Source organism: Lysinibacter cavernae (genome assembly GCF_011758565.1).
GTDB lineage: Bacteria > Actinomycetota > Actinomycetes > Actinomycetales > Microbacteriaceae > Lysinibacter > Lysinibacter cavernae.
The window spans coordinates 472,741-493,089 of sequence record NZ_JAAMOX010000001.1; the positions used below are offsets into that span (position 1 = coordinate 472,741).

Here is a 20,349-nt window from a genome sequence, read left to right on the forward strand (position 1 = left end):
GCAGGGGCTGGCACTCGGCCCCGGCATCCCCGCTCCTGCTAGTTGGCGGTTACGGCCCAGTCAACGATGTTGGCAAACGGCTCGTACGGGTAGGGGCTGTAGCCGGTCACCGCGGGATTGACCGCGTACCCGATATTGGGGGAGTACAGCCAAACCCGGATGGCCTTCTCGTTGAGGCTTGTGAGCCACTCACCGGCGAATCCCTGCTGCTCCTTCGGATCAACGGTCGAGTTGATCTGTTCGGAGAGCGAGTCGAGCTCGGCATCCTGGTAGCGCTCCCACCAGAAGTCGTTGTCGTACTTTCCTGGGCGGAAGGTGCCTCCCATGAGGACGCCGTCAAACTCGGTTTCTGGGTTCTGCAGGATGGAAAGGGTCGAATTGAAGTCAGCAGAGACAAGCTCGGCTTCGATACCAAGGTCTTTGAGGTTCTGCTGGATGATCGGTGCCGACCGCTCCCGCGTCTTGTTTCCCGTTGGGAAGTTGATGGTGAACGTGAACTTTTCGCCGTTCTTGTCAAGGATGCCGTCACCGTCACTGTCGGTCCAGCCAGCATCGCTCAGGAGTTTTTTCGCCTTCTTTGGGTCGTAAGCGTACTCATTGAGACCAGTCGGGTAGGCAGGGTCGTCAGGATGCGCGTTGGTGTTGAAGAGTTCCCCGTGCCCGTACAGCAAACTGTCGACGAGCCCCTGCCGGTTGATGCCATAGACGAGCGCCTGGCGAACCCGCTCGTCAGAGAGCCGTGAGTCGGTCGTGTCGAGGGTGAGGTACTGCCCGCCAACGCCGGTCTGTTCCACGATGTTGACGCCCGCATCCGTGTAGGTTGACAGGTCGTCTTCGTTGAAGGACGACAGCTCGGCGATGTCGAGGTCTCCGTTGAGGATCTCCGTCTGCGCCGTCTCTTGGTTGCTGACCTTGAAGATGAGGTTTTCGGTCTGAGGGGTTCCACCAAAGTAGTCCTCGTTCCGTACGAGCGTGACGTGCTGGTCTGGCACAAACTCCACGAACTTGTAGGGACCGGTGCCGACCGGGTTGTTCAACAGCTCGGTCGCGTCGTTCCACTGGGCGACCGGAGTCGATTCCCACACGTGTTTTGCGAGTACCGGGCGGTCGGCGAAGTAGGCGAGAGCCGCGAGGTACGGGGTCGTAAACGAGAAGGATACCGTCGTTGGGTCGACGACCTTGATGCCGGATACACTGTCAGCCGCGCCCGAGTTGTAGGCTTCAAAGCCCTCAAGGTAGGTCGCAAACTCGGGCGTATCGGTTGGCCAGCCGGCATCCGCAATCGCGGAATACGTGAAGGCCACGTCCTCTGCCGTGAAGTCTTTGCCGTCGTGCCACTTCACGCCCTCCTTGAGCTTGAGCGTGAGGGTTTTGCCGTCTTCGCTGAAGTCATAGGACTCGGCGAGGGACGGCTTGAAGCCCTGCTGCTCATCGAGGGTCACGAGGCGGCTGTACACGTTGAAGATGATCGCCCGATCGTAGTCGGTGAAGTACAGCTCCGGGTGGAACGTGCCGTTTGGTGAGCTCCAGAGCGCGTAGCGGATGGTGCTCGCCTCGCCCGTCACAACGGTATCGGCGTTTGCTCCGGTTGGGCCTGTTGGCGCACTGCAGCCGGCAACTAGCGTTGTCACGGCCACAGCGGCAAGTGTGGCGGTCAATATTCGGTTTTTCATGGGATGGTCCTCCGGGCACTCAGCGTCTGATGGGGTGTGGTGACGGGTCGGGGGCTGCGTCGTTGAAAGAAACGTACAGTCGCGCATCCGTTGTCCGCAGAACGCCCGAAATACGGCGAAAAGGCACGTCATGTTCTGTCACCGAGGAATAGCTCGGGAACATTCCCATTAACACGCGGGTTGAATACTGACTCGGCTGTCGTAGGAAACTCGACAGCCGTAACGAATTGATTCGGGATGCTGTGCTGTGATCCCGTGCCGTGAACTCGTTCCGTGCTGCCGCGATGCCGTGCTGCCGCGATGCCAGGCCGTGCTGCCGCGATCCCATTCCGTGATGGTCGGGTCAGGCGACAGTATTGGCGCAAATGCACCTAACGGCAGCGGGGTCGGTGGATTTGTGCCAAATCTGCGGAGGGGCGAGGAGCGGCTAGCGCGGAGGCGCGAGGAACGGCTGGCGCGGAGGGGCGAGGAACGGCTACGGGGAGGGGCGAGGAGCGGCTACGGGGAGGGGTGAGGAACGGCTAGCGAGCGGCCGGGCGGCCTCGCTGCGGGCGGGTTTGCGACACGCGCATCCCGGCATCCGTCGTCTGCTCGGCCTGATCGAGCCAGCCGAGGGCTGCCCGGCTCAGGGCCTCCGTCGAACCGGAGCGGAGGTCGTGGGCGACATCTGGCTGATACTGCTCCTGGGCTTCAAAATTGATGCGCTGCCAGTATTCGCGCGTTGACGCGATCAGCGGCGCAGAATCTACACCGGGCAGCGACCGAACGAGCATGACCTGAAAAACCATGGAATCCCACGCCGAGCCAGGACCGTAGATCGCAGAGCGCAACCATTCGTCGGCCGTCGATTGACCGGCATCCGTCAGGCGATACAGGGGAAGCCCATCGTCGGTGTGCGCATCCTGGGCGACGAGTCCAGCCGCAGACAGCCGTTCAAGCGTCGCGTAGATTTGCCCAACGTTGATGGGGGAGTCGCGGAGGGTGCGAGCGTGGAGCTCATTTCGCAGCTGGAGGCCGTAGGCCGGCGCTTGTGTGAGGAGCGCCAGGATGCCGTGCTTGATCGAAATTGTCCCCTCCTCAAGGGTCCCCACGGGTATGTTCTGTCTCAAGTACATCACAGCGAGCAGCGACAGGCCAATCAAATGCTTGTCTTTTGGCGGGTTTCTCGCAATAATCGTCTGTGTAACTGAACACGTGATGCAAATCATTCGAGAGCTCGACGTTGGGGAAGACGAAACGAGTCGATCGGAGAACAACATGGCATCACAGAACACCCGCGGAGTGCTGTATGTGCACTCGTGCCCGCGCGCGCTCAGCCCACATCTCGAGTGGGCAATGGGCCGCGCTATTGGTCGTTCCGTCAACTTCACGTGGACCCCGCAGGGTGCCCTGCCAGGAACCCAGCGAGCCGAATTCGCCTGGGACGGCCCGGTTGGTACTGCGGCCCTTGTCGCCTCGTCCCTGCGCGGCTGGGAACAGCTTCGCTTCGAGATCTCTGAGGATGCCGCGGAAGGCACCGACGGAGGGCGCTGGTTGCACACCCCTGACCTTGGCATCTTCCATATGCAGACGGATGCGGCCGGCAACGCCGTTGTACCTGAGGACCGTCTCCGTTACGCCATGGAGGTAGCTGGATCGTCAATGCTTGAGCTGCAGCGCGAGCTGCGTCTCGCCCTTGGACAGGCCTGGGACGACGAGCTTGAGCCATTCCGCTATGCAGGCGACGACGCGACGGTTGTGTGGCTCAAACGCTCAAGCTAGCCGGCCTGCGCTGGTGCGTTCTCCCTACCTGACGTAGACGTTGGTGTCGAGCTTGGTCCATCCGGTCTCGCTTGGATTGGCCCCTTCCGTGGCGATTCGGAACACGTGCCCGTCAAAGCCGAGGGTGACTGGTCCGGTCGCGTCTCCGCAGGCGCCCGCCCAGTTGGACGTCGTGAGTGGTTGTTCGAGGACAACAATGCACGGGGAGGTTTTGCCCGCGTCATCGGTTTTGGTTGCGAGGTAGACGGAGTAGCTGTCCCAATCGGCGATAAAACGCGCTGTGTCTGGGTCGTATTGAGCATCGGCAAGGACCGCGTTGCCAACCGCATCGGCAGCCTGGGCTGGCCTGCTGAGTGCCTCATATGCGGGTTCTCCTGCGCATCCGCTTGCCGCGAGTATCCCAACGACAAGACAGGCCCCAAGAGAGAGTTTGGTCATCAGGCGTGTATCCATGAACGTCCTCTTTCACTCGTGACCACAGCTTAACGCAGTCGTGGGGTGCGTTCCCACTCGTGGGGTGCAGAAAAGTGCACCCCACGAACGAAAACGCACCCCACGAGAGTGCAGCGATTACGCCGTGCGGAATCCCGCTACCGCGTTGTGGCCGCCAAAGCCAAACGAGTTGCTGATGGCGAGGTGCTTGCCCTCGCCAAGCGGGCGAGGCGACGTGACGACGTCAAGCGGAATTTCTGGGTCCTGCTCCGTCAGGTTGATCGTCGGCGGCAGCGTGCGGTGATAGAGGGCCAACACGGTAAAGGCCGCCTCAATCGCTCCGGCCCCACCAAGAAGGTGCCCGGTTGATGCCTTTGTTGCCGAAACCGGGATGCTGTGCAGCCGGTCGCCAAACACGCGCTTGAGCGCGTTGTATTCCGCGATGTCACCAACGGGAGTTGACGTTGCGTGCGCGTTGATGTGCGCAACCGCGTCGATACTCTCGCCGCTCAGCTCGATCGTCTCAAGCATCGCGCGGGCAGCGGCACTGCCCTCTGGGTCAGGAGCGGTGATGTGGTAGGCATCGCTTGTGACCGCTCCGCCAATTACCTCGGCATAGATGCGTGCGCCACGAGCTAACGCGTGCTCTTCCGTCTCGAGCACGAGCGCTGCAGCGCCTTCTCCGAGTACAAAACCGTCGCGGGTGACGTCGTAGGGGCGCGAAGCCGTTGCCGGCTCGTCGTTGCGCTTTGAGAGCGCCTGCATTGCGGCAAAGGATGCGATGGGCAGCGGATGAATCGCGGCCTCAGAGCCACCGGCGATGATGACATCGGCATAGCCTGCCCGCAGGTGCTCAACGGCGTTGATGATCGACTCGGTGCTGGATGCACAGGCCGACACAACCGTGCGGCTGCCGGCGCGTGCGCCAACATCCATGCCAACCGCGGCAGCTGGGCCGTTTGGCATGAGCATGGGGACAGTCATGGGAAGGACGCGGCGGGGTCCACGCTCGCGCAGGGTGTCCCATGCGTCGAGCAGGGTCCATACGCCGCCGATGCCGGTTGCCCAGTCAACGCCAATACGTTCAGGTGCTACGTCGGGGGTGCCTGCGTCTGCCCAGGCCTCGCGCGCGGCGATGAGGGCAAACTGGCTGGAAGGATCAAGGCGCTTGGTTTCGATGCGCTGAAGAATATCGGCAGCAGGCACTTTGGCCTGAGCTGCAAAGGTGATTGGGAGCTCGTTCTTGGCAACCCATTCTTGTTCGAGGGTCGTGGCCCCAGATTCGCCGGCAAGCAGCGCGGTCCACGAGTCCGTCATTGTTCCACCGAGTGGTGTGGTGGCACCAAGGCCAGTTACAACGATTTTCTTGGTCAAAACAACTTCTCCCGTTGGTGTAAACATTAGTCAGCGGGTTGGCGTCCACGAATGAACACCAAGCCCGCTGAGAGGGCTTTCGCCCAAAAGCTCAGGGGAATTAGTCCTGTGCGTTAACGATGAAGGTCACGGCGTCGCCGACGGTCTTCAGGTTCTTTACCTCGTTGTCGGGGATCTTCACGTCGAACTTCTCTTCGGCGTTAACAACAATGGTCATCATCGAGATTGAGTCGATGTCGAGGTCATCGGTGAATGACTTCTCGAGAGCAACGGCGTCAGCCGAGATTCCCGTCTCGTCGTTGACGAGCTCAGCGAGGCCGGCGAGTACTTCTTCGGTGGACAGTGCCATTATTTTCTCCTTGTGGGTGGATGGATAGGTAAGTCGTGTGAATCGGGTGGAACCTACGGTTCCGCAAAACTGTTGTGACCGATAAATAAGTGTAGTGTTTCCGTGACTTTACGGAAGCTCTACCACCTGCGCGCCGTAAACAAGTCCGGCACCAAAGCCAATTTGGAGGGCGAGTCCACCAGAAAGTTCGGGGCGTTCCTCAAGCAGGCGGTGCATTGCGAGGGGGATGGATGCTGCCGACGTGTTGCCGGTCGTCTCGATGTCCCGCGCAATGGCGACCGTGTCGGGCAGCTTCAGCTGCTTGGCGAACTCGTCAACGATGCGCATGTTTGCCTGGTGGGGAATGAACGCGGCAAGATCCTCTGGCTGCACACCGGCTGCCTCGAGGGCCTGCTTTGCGACCTTGGCCATTTCCCAGACGGCCCAGCGGAAGACGACCTGGCCGTCCTGACGGAGGGTTGGCCAGTCGACGTCTCCTGCACGGTACTCGCTCCAGGTGTGGTCCATGCCAACGGCATCCCATTTGCCGCCGTCTGAGCCCCAGACGGTCTGCGAGATTGCGGGATATTCGCTCGCGCCGACAACCACAGCGCCAGCGCCGTCTCCGAGTAGGAACGAGATGCTGCGGTCGGTTGGCTTGGCGAAGTCGGAGAGCTTCTCGGCTCCGATGACCAGCACGTGGCGGGCGAGACCTGTGCGGATGAACGAGTCGGCCTGGGCAACCCCATAGGCGTACCCAGCACAGGCAGCGGAAATGTCATAGGCAGCAGCAGGTGTTGCGCCAATGCGATCGGCTACGAGCGCAGCCATTGAGGGCGTCTGTACGGTGTTGCTGATCGTTGAGATGAGTACAACATCGATGTCTGCGCCTACAAGTCCTGCGCGCTCTAGGGCCTCGGTTGCGGCCTCAACCGCGAGGTCCGCTGCGGTTATGTCAGCCGTAGCGCGCTTGCGTTCGATGATGCCGGTGCGCTGGCGAATCCACTCGTCAGACGAGTCAATCGGGCCAACGATGTCGTCGTTGGTCACCGAGACGGTGCCTCTGGCGGCACCAACCGAAAGAATGCGAGTGAACTGCGTTCCAATGCTCTGCTGAAGCTGAACCATTAATTCTCCTTGGTAACACGTGCGCGTTGGCGCAGGGGGTTGTGCGGCTGTATTTTGACCGTTAGGACGGTGAACCGGTCTGAATGAGCTCGACAGCGGCGGCGAGGTCGTCTGGATGTTTGATAGCGACGGCTGGGATGCCGCGAAGTCCGCGCTTGGCAATGCCGGTGAGGGCTCCAGCCGGAGTGAGCTCGATGAGTCCGGTGATTCCTGCTGCCTGGAATGACTCCATGCAGAGGTCCCAGCGGACCGGCGAGGATACCTGCCCAACGAGGAGGTCCAAGTACTCGGCGCCGTTTGACACAGCACGTCCGTCGTTGTTCGTCCAGAGCGTGTGCGTGGCGTCGCTCGGGGTGACGCTGGCTGCCGCGGTACGGAGTGCCGCAACGGCCGGCTCCATGTAGGCCGTGTGGAATGCTCCCGCGACCTGCAGCGGAATCACCCGCGCACCGCGGGGGGCGTTTTCGGAAAGCGCGGTAATGCCGGCGAGGGCACCTGCTGCGACGATCTGGCCGGCGCCGTTCATGTTTGCGGGGGAGAGGCCTGCCTCGGCGATGGCAGCGAGAACGTCTGCCTCAACGCCGCCAACAACGGCGGCCATCCCTGTCTCTTCTAACGCCGCGGCTTCGGCCATTGCGCGACCGCGCTCGTGAACAAGCGAGAGCGCATCCTTGTCGGTGAGCACTCCGGCCGCTGCAGCTGCGGCAAACTCGCCAACCGAGTGACCGGCAAGCGCAACACCGGTGGTGTCGGTGAGCGCGCTCAGTGCGCTCCACGCGAGCAGGCTCGAGCCAACGATGAGCGGCTGGGCGACGGCCGTGTCTTTGATGGTGTCGCCGTCGCTGGTTGTCCCATGGGCGATCAGGTCGATGCCGGCGTAGTCGCTCAGTTCGACAAGACGTTCGCGATACTCGGGAACGGCCACCCACTCATTGAGGAAGCCTGGGATTTGGGAGCCCTGTCCGGGGCAGGTAACAACAATCACTGGAATAGTCTGGCAGATGTTATATGCCAATGCTGGATACAAACCACTAAGAAACTCGATTTCTCTTGTTTATGCCCCACAACTTCGGATCTGCGTTGGCGGCTTGAGACCGGTTTGCGCCCAGAAATCCAAGGTTCTGACGCGGAACCCCTGACCTCTTCACATGCGAAGCGTGAATCGACCTGACTCAAATGTGTCTCTAATCGTGGAAATAGACCCATTTCGGTCAGGTGGATTTCGCTGGGTACCGAGTTAGAGGGGCCGGAGTAAGGAGGTGCGGGCTACGGGCGCGGTGAATCGGCGTTGCGGCCGCGAGTATTGCCCGCCGCAATGGAGCCCACGATGAGGGCGCTCTGCAGGATGAGGGCCTCGCGCGCGCCGGTTGCGTCCCACCCGATCACCTCAGAGACCCGTTTCAAGCGGTAACGAACCGTGTTGGGATGCACAAACAGCTCGCGGGCGGTGGCCTCAAGCGAGCGGCCGTTGTCGAGGTAGCACCACAGCGTGGTGAGCAGCTCGGGAGAGTGCATCTGCAGCGGTTCGTAGATGCGCTCGATGAGCGTGCGACGGGCCATGCCGTCGCCAGCAAGCGCGCGTTCGGGGAGCAGATCGTCTGCGAGGACCGGGCGAGGGGCATTGCGCCATGCCCGTGCAACCGCAACGCCGGCGAGGGCGGCACGAGCGCTTTTTGAAGCATCCACGAGGCTGTCGACGGGATGCCCAAGCACAAGCTGGCCTTCGCCAAACCCGAACTCGAGTTGCTTGGCAATTTCGAGGAAGCTGAGCGGTTCCTCCGGCGCATCTGAGGGCAGCGCGGTTGACGAGTGCTCTGGTTCGGCGCGGCCGATCACCAGCACGAGGCGTTTGCCCTGCACACCGATGAGCACGTCGGCGCCAAGGTGGCGGGCGGTGCGGCGGATCTGGTCGACATCAACGGATGGCGTGCTTGTGCCAACGAGCACACACGCTTCTCCGTGACCGTGCCAGCCGAGGGCCGCGATGCGGCTCTGGAGCTCGTCGTCTGACTCGCCCGTGAGGATCGAGTCGACCACGAGGGCCTCGAGGCGGGCATCCCACAGGCCCCGTGCCTCTGCCGCTCGTGCGTAGACATCTGCCGAAGCAAAGGCGATTTCACGCGAGTACAACAGAATTGCCTCGCGGAGGGATGCGTTGTCGGCCTTGACGCGGTCCTCCACGACCTCAACAACCACTCGAATCAGCTGCAGCGTTTGCTGCAGGCTGATCGAGCGGAGGAGTTCGCGGGGGGCCGCGCCAAAGACGTCAGAGGCAATCCACGGGGTGGACTTCGGGTCGTCGTACCACGAAATGAACGAACTGATACCGTTCTGGGCCACCAGGCCGACGGCTGACCGTCGACCCGGAGGCATCTCCCCATACCAGGGGAGCGTATCTTCAAGCTGCTTGAGCGTCGTTGTGGCGAGTTCACCGGCAACGGTGCGCAGCCACGCGAGCTCCTGCTCTTTTGTTCGCTTCATCTGTGTCAAGACGACGCCGGAGCGCCAGCCCTTAGCTCTCGCCGCCGGCGTTGCCGGTGGTGCCTGCGTTGACATCGAGGAGGCGGTACTTCTCGATAGCCTTTGCCGGCGTGTCAGCGGGAACATCGCCGCGCATCGCGAGGCGCTGGAGGGCGCGAACGACGATGGACTGCACGTCGATCTTGAAGTAGCGACGAGCGGCAGCGCGCGTGTCGGAGAATCCGAAGTCATCGGCCCCAAGCGTCGCGTAGTCGTTCGGCACAAACTGGCGGATCTGATCGGGCACAGCGTGGCTGAAGTCGGTCACTGCAACAACAGGACCGGCCGCGCCGGCGAGCTTCTCGGTGAGGTACGGAACCTTCGGAGTCTCGTCTGGGTGCAGGAAGTTGTGCTCGTCGGCGGCAAGGCCGTCGCGACGCAACTCTGACCAGCTCGTGACGCTCCAGACATCCGCCGAAACGCCCCAGTCGTTCGCAAGAACCTGTTGCGCCTCAAGGGCCCACGGAACCGCAACACCCGAAGCCATGAGCTGGGTCTTTGGCCCCTCAACTGTGGCCTCGCTGAGCTTGTAAATACCGCGCAGCAGGCCTTCGACGTCGAGGTTCTCTGGCTCTGCCGGCTGAACGAATGGCTCGTTGTAGACGGTGAGGTAGTAGAACACGTTGGGGTTCGGGTGCGATCCGCCATACATGCGGTCGATACCGGACCGCACGATGTGGCCGATCTCGTAGCCGTAGGCGGGGTCGTAGGAAACAACGGCTGGGTTGGTGGCAGACAGCACCAGCGAGTGGCCGTCAGCGTGCTGCAGGCCCTCACCGGTGAGTGTGGTGCGTCCGGCCGTAGCGCCAACGAGGAATCCGCGCGCCATCTGGTCGCCAGCAGCCCACAGGGCGTCGCCAGTGCGCTGGAAGCCAAACATCGAGTAGAAGATGTACACGGGGATGAGCGGTTCGCCCTGCGTTGAGTAGGAGGTTCCTACCGCGGTGAACGCCGCGGATGCTCCGGCCTCGTTGATACCAACGTGCAGCAGGACGCCCTGGGGGCTTTCCTTGTACGCAAGCAGCAGTTCGCGGTCAACCGACGTGTAGTGCTGCCCGTTGGGGTTGTAAATCTTCGAGGTCGGGAAGTACGCATCCATGCCGAAGGTACGAGCCTCGTCCGGAATAACGGGCACGATGCGGTGACCGAATTCTTTGTCGCGCATGAGGTCTTTGAGCAGGCGCACAAACACCATCGTGGTTGCGGCCTCCTGCTTTCCGGAGCCCTTCTTCGCAATCGCATACGTCGACTCCGGCGGTACCGTGACGGGCGTGTGCGTGCTGCGGCGCTCTGGCAGGTATCCACCGAGGGCGCGACGGCGCTCGTGGATGTACTGGATCGCAGGGTCGCTTTCACCTGGGTGGTAGTACGGCGGCAGGTAAGGGTTTTCCTCAAGCACGGCATCCGTGATTGGGATGTGCATGGTGTCGCGGAACAGCTTGAGGTCGTCAAGCGTCATCTTCTTCATCTGGTGCGTGGCGTTGCGACCCTCGAAGTGGGGTCCGAGGCCATAGCCCTTGATGGTGTGGGCGAGGATGACGGTCGGCTGGCCCTTGTGCTCCTGCGCGGCCTTGAAGGCTGCGTAGACCTTGCGGTAGTCGTGGCCACCGCGGCGGAGGCCCCAGACCTGGTCGTCGGTGTAGTTCTCGACCAGCTTGAGTGCGCGCTCGTCGCGACCAAAGAAGTTCTCGCGGACGTACGCGCCGCTCTCTGCCTTATACGTCTGGAAGTCACCGTCTGGGGTGACGTTCATGAGGTTGAGCAGGGCACCATCGGTGTCGCGGTTGAGGAGGTCATCCCACTCGCGTCCCCAGACGACCTTGATGACGTTCCAGCCGGCGCCGCGGAAGAAGCTCTCAAGCTCCTGGATGATCTTTCCGTTTCCGCGTACGGGGCCATCAAGGCGCTGCAGGTTGCAGTTGATCACAAAGTTGAGGTTGTCGAGGCCCTCGTTGGCAGCTACCTGGAGCTGCCCGCGGCTCTCGACCTCGTCCATCTCGCCGTCGCCGAGGAAGGCCCAGACCTGCTGGTCTGAGGCGTCCTTGATGCCGCGGTTGGTGAGGTAGCGGTTGAGCTGAGCCTGGTAGATGGCGTTGATTGGTCCGAGACCCATCGAAACCGTCGGGAACTGCCAGAAGTCTGGCATAAGGCGAGGGTGCGGGTACGAGGGGATGCCTCCGCCGGCGTGTGACTTCTCCTGGCGGAAACCGTCGAGGCGGTCTGCGCTCAGACGGCCCTCAAGGAAGGCACGCGAGTAGATGCCGGGGGATGCGTGACCCTGCACGAAGATCTGGTCTCCGCCACCCGGGTGGTCCTGGCCCCTGAAGAAGTGGTTGAACCCTACCTCGTAGAGCGCAGCCGACGAAGCGTACGTCGAGATGTGTCCGCCAACGCCAACGCCTGGGCGCTGCGCGCGGTGCACAAGCATCGCCGCGTTCCAACGGATCCACGAGCGGTATTTGCGCTCGGTCTCTTCGTCGCCCGGAAACTCGGGTTCGTTCGACGACGCGATCGTGTTGATGTAGTCGGTGGTCGGAACGCTCGGCACGTTGAGGTGAAGCTCGCGCGCACGCTGCATCAGGCTCATCATGATCTCGCGCGCACGGCCAGGGCCGTGAACCTTGGTCAGAGCGTCGAGTGATTCTTTCCACTCGGCCGTCTCTTGGGGGTCAACGTCAGTATTGTCGACCGAATATGGGTCTTGGTTGTTTACAGCCACCCTGAGCTCTTTCTCTTCGCTATTGTTTCCGGCGTGCTGGTTGTCAGCCGAAAAGATGGCGTTTTTGTAGATCGCCACGATGATAGTTGTTTCAACCCTACCGACAAAAAACGTGTTCGGGGACCGCTATTGGCTGATGTCGCAGACCGGACTATGATGTGTCTTCGGCCGTTCATTCCCAACCGGAATCCGGCTCGGAAAGGAACACCACATCATGGCTCTCGAAAATGAGACTCACGCTCCCGATTTTGAGCTGGCAAACCAGTTCGGGGAGCGAATCCGACTCAGCGATTTTAACGGCAAAAAAGCGGTTGCGCTGGTCTTCTTCCCACTCGCGTTTTCGGGAACCTGCCAGGGCGAACTGTGCGCCCTCCAGGAAAACATTGCGATGTTCAGGGATAAGCGCGTTGAGCTGCTTGGTATCTCGGTCGACTCGAAGCACACGCTTCGCGCGTGGGCCGAGGAGCAGGGCTTCGACTTCAGTCTGCTCGCCGACTTCTGGCCGCACGGCCAGGTAGCAAAGGAATATGGTGTGTTCCTTGACGAAAAAGGTTTTGCGAACCGCGCGACGTTTATCATCGACGCCGACGGCATCATCCAGGCCAGTTTCATTACTGCCCCTGGCGAGGCGCGCGATATTGAGGCGTATCGCGACGCCCTCGAGTCCCTGCACCTCGTGACTGCCTAGCGCAGGCGGCGAATCGAACAACAACGCCGCAATCATCCCCGTCCCGAAAAGGAATCGGTGGATGATTGCGGCGTTGTTTGTGTTAACCGGGTCAGGCTTGGCTGGCGTGCCCGAGCTGTTGGCCCGGTGTTGGTCGCCGTGCCCCGGCTGACTGGTGCTTGCTATGCGCCTGCGACCCCGGAGAACTCTGACGGCTGAACGATGACCCAGCCCGGACCGTGGAACGCGTACTGGAACGCTTCGCCAGAGCCCCTGCCGATCAGCGCGCCGGCGGTGAAGGAGGACTTCATCTGCGGCTGAAGGTTTGCCGACCACGCAACCGTTGCCTGCACATCCGTGAACGTCGGTTGCTGCGAACAGTCGAGGATGACAGGGGTGCCCTGCGTCACGACGGCCAGTGTGCCGTGACCGGCCACCGTCGTGTTCCACAGGCCGCCGGCCAGCATACTTGCGCCTTTGATGCGGTTGAGGTCGTAGTGCAGATTTGCTTGGAACGCCAAGAGGTTGCTGCCGTTGATCGTGATTGATTCACCCTCAAGCTGCACGATGTGCACATGCGATTTGTAGTGAGCAAAAAATGCGTCACCGTCACCGTAGACCCGCATGAGTGGCTGGTCGTCTGAGGAAACGAGTTTGCGCATGAGCTGCCCCGCGTCGCGTGCGCCCTCATGCTTGAACTCAATATTGCCCTGATAGGCCGTCATCGAGCCTTTTCTGGCAATGAGATCGTTGCCAGGATAGATGCGCGAGCGGAGCATGTAATCGTTCTGCAAGGTCATGAGGTCTTGCGACTGCACCTCGTTGTGAATCTGACTAAACAGTGTTGAACGCATGTGGTTCTTTCTTGTGATGGGGGGACAGCGGCATCGCTCCAAACGTGCCGCTCAGGAAATACATTACTGAGCGGGTGCCGGTACTGGCGCGCCAGCGTCAGGATGAGCGGCGTTGTCGTATCGGCGACTGGCGAACCTGTTGCGGCGTGTCGCCCGAAATCCCGCGGGTTTTTTGGTTCCGTTTTTCTCGTTTAGTATTTTTCTCAAATTCTCAGTACTATAGACAAGTTCGCTTCTGCGGATGAGGGCCTTTAGCTCAGCTGGTAGAGCGCCACGTTTACACCGTGGATGTCATCGGTTCGATCCCGGTAGGGCCCACAGATACCCGCCACATGAGAAATCATGTGGCGGGTTTTTTGTTTCCAGGGTGATGCCAGGCCTGCCGAGGACACCGCCATAATCCGTGCGAGAGTTAGCAGGTCTTGGGCGTCAGCATCCGCAGAACGCCGCAATCACTCGTGCGGATGCCAGCACGGGAACCCGCTCAAATCATTTCGGGGTGCGGAGGATCGAGGTCATCTTCTTGCCGTTTGCGACTTCGTCAACGATCTTGTCCATGTATCGAATCTGTTGCATGAGCGGATCCTCAATATTCTCAACGCGTATTCCGCAGATCAGCCCGGTTATGAGCGATGCGTTCGGGTTGAGCGCAGGGGCGTTTTCGAAGAAGGCTCGCATGGTGACCTCGTCGGCGATTGTTTTGGCGAGGGCATCCTTGTCATAGCCGGTGAGCCACTCGATGACATGGTCCACTTCGTCTTTCGTGTGCCCCTTGCGCTCGGCCTTCGCAATATAGTGCGGATAGATGGCGGCAAAACTGATGCCGTAGATTCGGTGTTCTGACATGTTCGGTCTCCCTCGTGGCCTTGCCGTCCTGCGTCGTGACGGTGGTATGGCGTGGCATGTTGCGGCACGCTTGCCGCCTCGACACCAGCGTAATCCGTTTGGCTGGCCGGATGCGGAGGGCCGCCGCCGTCACGGATTTGATTGCCTGCTCAGACAGTGCCGGTCGGGGGCAGACAAGCGGCCGTTGGAGTCTTAAGCTGTGTGCACGTGAATGGAAATTTTTAGGAAGGACCACTGAAATGGTCACGCAAATCATTCCCAATCTGTGGTGCGACGGCAACGCTGCCGAAGTCGCCGAGTTTTATACGAATCTCTTTCCCGCGTCGCGCATCCTCGAGACGATCAACTATCCAACGGAGGGGTTACTCGAGTTCCAGCAGCATCTTGCGGGACAGCCGGTGACCGTTGACTTCGAGCTGCGTGATCTGCGGTTCACCGCGATCAATGCCGGCCCAGAGTTTCGTGCGAATTCCTCGGTCTCGTTTATGGTCAATTTTGATCCGTCGCTCGACCCTGACGCGAGAGAGCAGCTCGACGCGCTGTGGGAGGGGCTACGCGACGGGGGAGTCGAGCTCATGCCTCTTGCGGAGTATCCCTTCAGCAAGCATTACGGCTGGGTGCAAGACCGATACGGATTCTCGTGGCAGCTCATCCTCACTGACCCCGACGGCGACTCGCGGCCCACGATCATCCCGTGCCTGATGTTTGGCGGGCCAAATCAGAACAGGGCTCGGGACGCGCTCGAGTTTTATACGAGCGCGCTTCCCGAGACGGAAATTGGCACCGTCGCTCCGTACGGAGAGCCCACCGGTCCGGCAACACCAGAGGCGCTGATGTTTGCCGAATTTCGGTTGTGGAGCCAATGGATTGTTGTCATGGACAGCGGGGTTGAACAGGACTTCACCTTCAACGAAGCGGTTTCGCTCGGCATTGCGTGTGAGAACCAGCGCGAGATTGACGAACTGTGGGCCATCCTCTCGAGGGTTCCAGAATCCGAGCAATGCGGATGGTGCAAGGACCAGTTTGGTGTCAGCTGGCAAATCATGCCGCAGAACGTGGGGGAGTTGCTGTCACGGCCCCACGCGTTCGAGCACATGATGCAGATGAAAAAGCTCGTGATCGCGGATTATTAGCCCCTGGCCTTGGACCTAAAGCAACGCTTCGATTACAGCTCCGGTGATTGTCTGCGCCGCAGCAGGAGCAGCACGAACCCGGTTGCCGTCAGCAGCGCCGCGCCCGCCGCGACTGAGGACGTTGAGGTGCCCGTCGCAGCAAGTTTGCCCGTCGTTGTTGCCGGAGGTGTTGTCTCTGCCTGGGGAGCCTCAGGTGTTTGGGTTGAGTGAGGGGGATCGGTCGGCTCGGGAATCTCGACGGGAGGAACAACCGGAGGAATGACGGGAGGAACAACGATTTCGGCAGGGCTGACGGTGAACGTCACCGGTGCCGAAACGGAAGCGCCTGGGCCATTGTCGGCGGGGACGTATTCGGCCACAACCGTGTGTTCTCCCGCCACGAGTCCCGAAACGGTCAGCTCGGCAACAACCCCAGGTGCTGTTCCTGGTCCGAGCGAAATCGCGTCGCCGAAGGGGGCGCCATCAACCACGTACTGAAGCGTGCCTGGCACCTCAGTCCACGCGGTAGCAAGCGTCGTTGCGAAGCTCCCGGTGCTGCCCTCTTCGTGATCCGTTGCTGAGGCCACTGCGGAGGATGGCGTGCGAATGGTCGAGCCATCTGCCCCAAAGTTCACGGCGATGTTCCTGCAGCTGATGGGAAGTTCGGTTGACACGTTCCAGATTTGATTCTCATCAAATACCCCCTGGCCTGCTGGGGAAAGGATAAGCGGAAAGTCTTCGTGCTCGGCCGCCGTACTGGTGAAATACGGGTCGCACTCCGGCACCGAAGTCCAAATGCTGAAGGTGATCCACTGAGCAGAGGCAGGAAAGCTCTCGTTGTTGGTCAGGGTATAGCGAAAAAAGAACTCGGTGCCGGGGATGAGCGACGAGATTTGATTGCCGTCGCGAGTTGAAATGAGGCGAACGTTTGTGAGGCCGACATCCGCTTCCTGTTCCGTAGGCGCGGCAGACGACGCAACAGCGGGCAGGAGGAGCATTGCTGTGGCGGGAAGAATGGCAAGAAGGGACCGGCGTTTGGTGAACGGGTGCATCGTGTGTCCTTCGGGGGGTAAGGATGCGGTGGGTCCAGCGAATCTGGTCAGGCGAACCACCGCGATGTGGTTTGTGCTGAGCGGGCTTTATCTATGGTCGCTGAAAGCAAGCAAAATATCCATACTGTAAACATCGGTGTGCTTGGTTCGCGCACGGTGTTGGGCGTCCTCCACTCAGCGGCCGCGTTGAGGTTTACGCTTGAAACATGGACCCCCAAGACATCGCAAATTTCACGCACCTCAGGAGGGCCCGCGACCTCATCGACCGGGAATACGCGCAGCCACTCGATGTTCCGACCATGGCCAAACACGCCCTCATGTCGCCTGCGCATTTTTCTCGCCTGTTTCGCGCCGCCTACGGTGAGACTCCCTACAGCTACCTCATGACGAGGCGTATCGAACGGGCGATGACGTTGCTGCGCAGCGGTGCGACCGTTACGGATGCGTGTATCGCGGTGGGGTCGACGTCTCTCGGATCGTTTAGCAGCAGGTTTACCGAACTGGTGGGGATGACGCCGAGCGAGTATCGGGCAGCCGAGCACACCGCGATCCTGGCGATGCCAACGTGTGTTGCTCAGGCCCGTACCCGTCCAGAACGAATGATGTTGCCCCGCCGCGAAGCAGAGCAGGATTGAAGAAGCGGACCCACCAACCCCGGGAGTAGCGTAATCACTATGACAATCACACTGCAATACACCAACGTAACCGTCAACAACGTTGACGAAGCAATCGCGTTCTACCGCGACGGACTTGGACTCGACGTGCGCAATGACGTTGCGAACGGCGAGTTTCGCTGGGTGACGCTTGGTAGCCCAGATCAGACCGGAACCGAGATCGTTATCTCGGAGCCACACGCTGGTCGTTCACAGGCAGATGGCGACGCCCTACAAGAATTGCTGTTGAAAGGCCAACTCCCAATGTTGGTCTTCCGGACTGACGATCTCGATGCCACCTTTGAGCAGGTTCGCGCCACGGGCGCTGAGGTTCTCCAAGAGCCCGTCGTTCAGCCGTGGGGGCCACGCGACTGTGCGTTCCGCGACCCATCAGGCAATATGGTGCGCATCAACCAGAGCAGCTAAGAAGCTGACTGCTCGGGGTCGCCAAACCGCATCGCACTTTGGATCCGTGACCAATCAAAGTCATCGCGATGAGATTCGGCCTTGGCGACCCCGGAGAGAATACTCGGGAAGAACGTTCGGTGTGATGATGGCTGCGCGCTTAGCGCCCCTTCTCTTCGGCACGTTTCTTTAAGAAAATAGCACCAAGAATCCAAACGCCAAGCGCCGTCACAATCCACACGATCAGTGGAGCAAGGACCCACGCGGCGACGCCGCTGATCCGCAGACCGCCCGAAAAAAGCGTTGCGACAAAGAGTGCGACAAGCGTCGACACGAGGCCGATGCCACCGAGGATCGGCGAAGCATATTTGCGCGCCATGTTAAAAATGAACGGCGCAAGAATTGCCTGCGCAAGGGTGAAGATGACCACGGCGATGAGGAATCCTGACACCGTGAGCGTTACACCCGGGATGATCCACGCGGCGAGGAGCAGACCAAGGGCCGACGTCGCAAGATTGATGAGCGTCTGGATGAAAAAACGGATCATGGCTGTTCCTTGGTGTGATCGCCTAGCAACGGATGGTGCGCCGGTGCATTCATCGCCGACCAGTTCGATGATCGCCCCCGCTGACCTCAATCTAGAGGAGAACCGCCATACTCGTCTAGCTTTTGCTCGGTTCGTCGCGAAACTGCAGCGGCGTCCACCCAATTGGTCGCGGACCAACGACGTGAGCGCGTTCGCGATCAGACTCGTCAGACCAACCCTGGGCTGCGCGCTTCCCGTGACTACCGATGGTGCCGCTGACAACCCGAAAGCCAACATCCTCTATGACCGCGTTTGGGGCGCTACCTCGCCTGACCGAGGCGCGGCAGCTCCACGATTTATCGGCCCACCCACCACCGCGAAGGCTCCGATAGTCGGCGTACCTGGCGGTATCTGCGTAGTTCCAGCACCATTCCCATACGTTGCCGATGGTGTCAACAAGGCCAAAAGCGTTTGGCTGCTTGAGCCCAACCGGTTGTGGTCCGTCAACGGCATCGGCCGCGGTCCAGCCGATTTCGTGCAGCGCGCCATAGGTTGGCGCTGAGGTGCCTGCCCTGCACGCAAACTCCCACTCAGCCTCTGTTGGTAGCCGAAAGCCGTTGGCCTCGACACGCCACTCGACACCGTGGTCATCCACGAGGTAAGCCTCTGTGAGGCCCGCCAAGCGCGATGCGGCGTTACACCAAATTACCGCGTCAAACCAGGTGACCCCGTGTGCGGGGATACTGCCAGCCTGGTCAGCGGGAAGCAGCTCATGACCGTCGCTCAATCGGTGTGCCGCGAATTGGCTGATCGTCACCGGCGAGACCGAAATAGCGAAGGGTGCGAGGCAGACCTCGACGGTTGACTCCGTTCGCGCATCTCGCTGGCGAATACTTCCGCCGCCGACGTGCACGAATCCGCCTGTGGCCGGCGCTGGGCGTCTCTCATCGCTTGTCATAGCCCTAGTCTGCTTGATCGTGGAGGGGGCCGAGACAGTATGACGACGATCGCTACGCAGGTTCGGCTGTCCAACTACTCATAAACCCGCCGATAACCCGGTACGTTGTAGTGCGCTGACCAGAATTGAGGTACGCGCAGTGCCGATGACTGTTTGGCGGGGGAAATTCGCTTTCGAACAGCGCGGTTGCGTGGTAGCGCTGGATCTGAGCTGGTCCAGCGCTACACCAGCGCTACACCAGCGCTTCACCAGGATCGTCCGCGACGAGCGGCCGACGCCCGCAATTGAGGCACCTGCCTACGGCTGAGCAGGCACTGTCAGCGCCTGAGCCGGAACCGGCCACACAACGGTTGAGCGATAGCCTGCGGCGTCAAGAGCCTCGTGCACCGAGGCAACAACGGCGGAAACGGTGGCTGGCTCATTGAGCGGCGCGTGCCAAACCCTGAGTTCGAAGATGGCGAGGTCCGTCGAGAGTGACCTGGTAATTGCGGTTGTTGGATGTTTTTTGTGTACGCCGTGGGTTTCAGCGGCCGAGTCAACGATGACGGCGAGCACCCGCTCGACCGGTTCGTTGAGCACGACTCGAACTTCAACACTCGTTCGCCGGCTCCCCATCTCGGAATGATTCACCCACGGGTTGCTCAAGATATCGACGTTGGGGATATGGATGGTCTGTCCGTCACGCGTGGCAATGACCACTGCACGACTGTTGAGCTGCTTGACCGTCCCGATAAACCCAAGGACTTCAATTTCTTGGCCAAGGTGGATTGACCGGCGGGACTGAATAATGACCGCGGCGCCGAAGTTTGAGGCAATGCCGCGCAGGGCAAGAAATCCGATGGCTGCGACCAGGATGACGGCGGCGAGCAGGGGCTGGATATTGGCGCCAAGGAGCGCAAGGTCGATCCCAATCGCGAGCAGAATAATGGCGTATTTCACGATTCGAGCGGTGAGGCTGATGAGCTCTGGGTGCAGCCCAGGAAACTTCGTTGCGAGGGCGTGTACGGCTCGTTTGGCAAAATGGGCGACGACGATACCAACAAGCAGGATGAGCACGGCAAACAGTGCGTCCCAGCCGGAAATCTTGCTTGTATCAAACAGGCTTTCGATCCAGTCCATATCGGGCCTTCCCTCCGTCTAGCGGATTGGTCGCATCTCGACGACGGTGATGCCGAGGTTGGCGAGCCTCGCAAGGTATCCGTGCAGGTCAGCCTGATCTCTGACGGGCCCGGTGAGCAGCGACGTGCCATTGGCAATTTGTACCATGGTGAGCTCTGGAAACGCTTCCTTCAACACCGTTGACGGATTGCAGAGCACTCTGAATTCGTATTCTTGTGTCAC

General features: G+C 60.7%; 21 protein-coding genes and 1 tRNA gene. 6 read left to right on the top strand and 16 right to left on the bottom strand.

The features are described 5' to 3' along the window. Nucleotides 1–38: 38 nt before the first annotated feature. Nucleotides 39–1,673, bottom strand: coding sequence for an ABC transporter substrate-binding protein (locus FHX76_RS02240; protein WP_167147352.1), 1,635 nt, complete (start codon nucleotides 1,671–1,673; stop codon nucleotides 39–41). Between the two features lie 521 nt (nucleotides 1,674–2,194). Next, nucleotides 2,195–2,764: a helix-turn-helix transcriptional regulator gene (locus tag FHX76_RS02245; protein WP_208402413.1), complete on the bottom strand. Its 570-nt coding sequence runs from the start codon at nucleotides 2,762–2,764 to the stop codon at nucleotides 2,195–2,197. A gap of 166 nt (nucleotides 2,765–2,930) precedes the next feature. Between FHX76_RS02245 and FHX76_RS02250 the strand changes: the two genes are divergently transcribed. Continuing rightward, a complete protein-coding gene (locus tag FHX76_RS02250) occupies nucleotides 2,931–3,434 on the top strand; it encodes a DUF3145 domain-containing protein (RefSeq protein WP_167147355.1) in 504 nt (167 codons plus the stop codon). A gap of 24 nt (nucleotides 3,435–3,458) precedes the next feature. Here FHX76_RS02250 and FHX76_RS02255 read toward each other — a convergent pair whose 3' ends face one another. The 7 genes from FHX76_RS02255 to aceE all read right to left on the bottom strand — a co-directional run bounded on the left by FHX76_RS02255 (nucleotide 3,459) and on the right by aceE (nucleotide 11,935). Next, nucleotides 3,459–3,887, bottom strand: a complete 429-nt coding sequence (locus FHX76_RS02255; RefSeq protein WP_167147358.1) for a hypothetical protein — start codon at nucleotides 3,885–3,887, stop codon at nucleotides 3,459–3,461. A 117-nt stretch (nucleotides 3,888–4,004) separates the two neighbouring features. Then, the gene (locus FHX76_RS02260; protein WP_167147360.1) at nucleotides 4,005–5,240 is read right to left on the bottom strand and encodes a beta-ketoacyl-[acyl-carrier-protein] synthase family protein; all 1,236 of its coding nucleotides are present in this window, start codon (nucleotides 5,238–5,240) and stop codon (nucleotides 4,005–4,007) included. A 100-nt stretch (nucleotides 5,241–5,340) separates the two neighbouring features. Further along, complete coding sequence (locus tag FHX76_RS02265; protein WP_167147363.1) at nucleotides 5,341–5,589, bottom strand: acyl carrier protein; 249 nt, start codon at nucleotides 5,587–5,589, stop codon at nucleotides 5,341–5,343. Nucleotides 5,590–5,697: 108 nt separating this feature from the next. Further along, a complete protein-coding gene (locus FHX76_RS02270; RefSeq protein ID WP_167147366.1) occupies nucleotides 5,698–6,696 on the bottom strand; it encodes a beta-ketoacyl-ACP synthase III in 999 nt (332 codons plus the stop codon). 61 nt (nucleotides 6,697–6,757) lie between these two features. Then, nucleotides 6,758–7,681, bottom strand: coding sequence for an acyltransferase domain-containing protein (locus FHX76_RS02275; protein ID WP_167147369.1), 924 nt, complete (start codon nucleotides 7,679–7,681; stop codon nucleotides 6,758–6,760). Nucleotides 7,682–7,962: 281 nt separating this feature from the next. Further along, nucleotides 7,963–9,177 (bottom strand): PucR family transcriptional regulator, encoded by a 1,215-nt coding sequence (locus FHX76_RS02280; protein ID WP_167150263.1) that lies wholly within the window; start codon nucleotides 9,175–9,177, stop codon nucleotides 7,963–7,965. Between the two features lie 31 nt (nucleotides 9,178–9,208). After that, entirely contained in the window at nucleotides 9,209–11,935 is a 2,727-nt protein-coding gene (gene aceE, locus FHX76_RS02285) for a pyruvate dehydrogenase (acetyl-transferring), homodimeric type (protein ID WP_167150261.1), read from the bottom strand. A 214-nt stretch (nucleotides 11,936–12,149) separates the two neighbouring features. Here aceE and FHX76_RS02290 point away from each other — a divergent pair, with 214 nt between their 5' ends. After that, the gene (locus FHX76_RS02290) at nucleotides 12,150–12,623 is read left to right on the top strand and encodes a peroxiredoxin (protein WP_167147372.1); all 474 of its coding nucleotides are present in this window, start codon (nucleotides 12,150–12,152) and stop codon (nucleotides 12,621–12,623) included. A 161-nt stretch (nucleotides 12,624–12,784) separates the two neighbouring features. Here the strand turns inward: FHX76_RS02290 and FHX76_RS02295 are convergent, their stop codons facing one another. Next, nucleotides 12,785–13,456 (bottom strand): AIM24 family protein, encoded by a 672-nt coding sequence (locus FHX76_RS02295; RefSeq protein WP_167147375.1) that lies wholly within the window; start codon nucleotides 13,454–13,456, stop codon nucleotides 12,785–12,787. A gap of 245 nt (nucleotides 13,457–13,701) precedes the next feature. On the opposite strand from FHX76_RS02295, the gene FHX76_RS02300 reads away from it, so the two are divergent. Further along, nucleotides 13,702–13,774, top strand: a tRNA-Val gene (locus FHX76_RS02300). A 171-nt stretch (nucleotides 13,775–13,945) separates the two neighbouring features. On the opposite strand, the gene FHX76_RS02305 is transcribed toward FHX76_RS02300, so the two are convergent. Continuing rightward, nucleotides 13,946–14,302, bottom strand: coding sequence for a DUF2200 domain-containing protein (locus FHX76_RS02305; protein ID WP_167147378.1), 357 nt, complete (start codon nucleotides 14,300–14,302; stop codon nucleotides 13,946–13,948). 239 nt (nucleotides 14,303–14,541) lie between these two features. On the opposite strand from FHX76_RS02305, the gene FHX76_RS02310 reads away from it, so the two are divergent. Next, entirely contained in the window at nucleotides 14,542–15,435 is an 894-nt protein-coding gene (locus FHX76_RS02310; protein WP_167147381.1) for a VOC family protein, read from the top strand. A 32-nt stretch (nucleotides 15,436–15,467) separates the two neighbouring features. On the opposite strand, the gene FHX76_RS02315 is transcribed toward FHX76_RS02310, so the two are convergent. Beyond that, nucleotides 15,468–16,466, bottom strand: a complete 999-nt coding sequence (locus FHX76_RS02315; RefSeq protein WP_167147384.1) for an Ig-like domain-containing protein — start codon at nucleotides 16,464–16,466, stop codon at nucleotides 15,468–15,470. A 206-nt stretch (nucleotides 16,467–16,672) separates the two neighbouring features. Between FHX76_RS02315 and FHX76_RS02320 the strand changes: the two genes are divergently transcribed. Then, a complete protein-coding gene (locus FHX76_RS02320; protein ID WP_167147387.1) occupies nucleotides 16,673–17,101 on the top strand; it encodes a helix-turn-helix transcriptional regulator in 429 nt (142 codons plus the stop codon). Nucleotides 17,102–17,140: 39 nt separating this feature from the next. Then, entirely contained in the window at nucleotides 17,141–17,545 is a 405-nt protein-coding gene (locus FHX76_RS02325; protein ID WP_167147390.1) for a VOC family protein, read from the top strand. A gap of 139 nt (nucleotides 17,546–17,684) precedes the next feature. Here the strand turns inward: FHX76_RS02325 and FHX76_RS02330 are convergent, their stop codons facing one another. The 4 genes from FHX76_RS02330 to FHX76_RS02345 form a co-directional block, all read right to left on the bottom strand. Beyond that, the gene (locus tag FHX76_RS02330; protein WP_167147393.1) at nucleotides 17,685–18,071 is read right to left on the bottom strand and encodes a phage holin family protein; all 387 of its coding nucleotides are present in this window, start codon (nucleotides 18,069–18,071) and stop codon (nucleotides 17,685–17,687) included. A gap of 115 nt (nucleotides 18,072–18,186) precedes the next feature. Further along, nucleotides 18,187–19,008 (bottom strand): formylglycine-generating enzyme family protein, encoded by an 822-nt coding sequence (locus FHX76_RS02335; RefSeq protein ID WP_167147396.1) that lies wholly within the window; start codon nucleotides 19,006–19,008, stop codon nucleotides 18,187–18,189. Nucleotides 19,009–19,305: 297 nt separating this feature from the next. Next, nucleotides 19,306–20,127: a mechanosensitive ion channel family protein gene (locus FHX76_RS02340; protein WP_167147399.1), complete on the bottom strand. Its 822-nt coding sequence runs from the start codon at nucleotides 20,125–20,127 to the stop codon at nucleotides 19,306–19,308. A gap of 18 nt (nucleotides 20,128–20,145) precedes the next feature. Further along, nucleotides 20,146–20,349, bottom strand: a complete 204-nt coding sequence (locus FHX76_RS02345) for a hypothetical protein (RefSeq protein ID WP_167147401.1) — start codon at nucleotides 20,347–20,349, stop codon at nucleotides 20,146–20,148.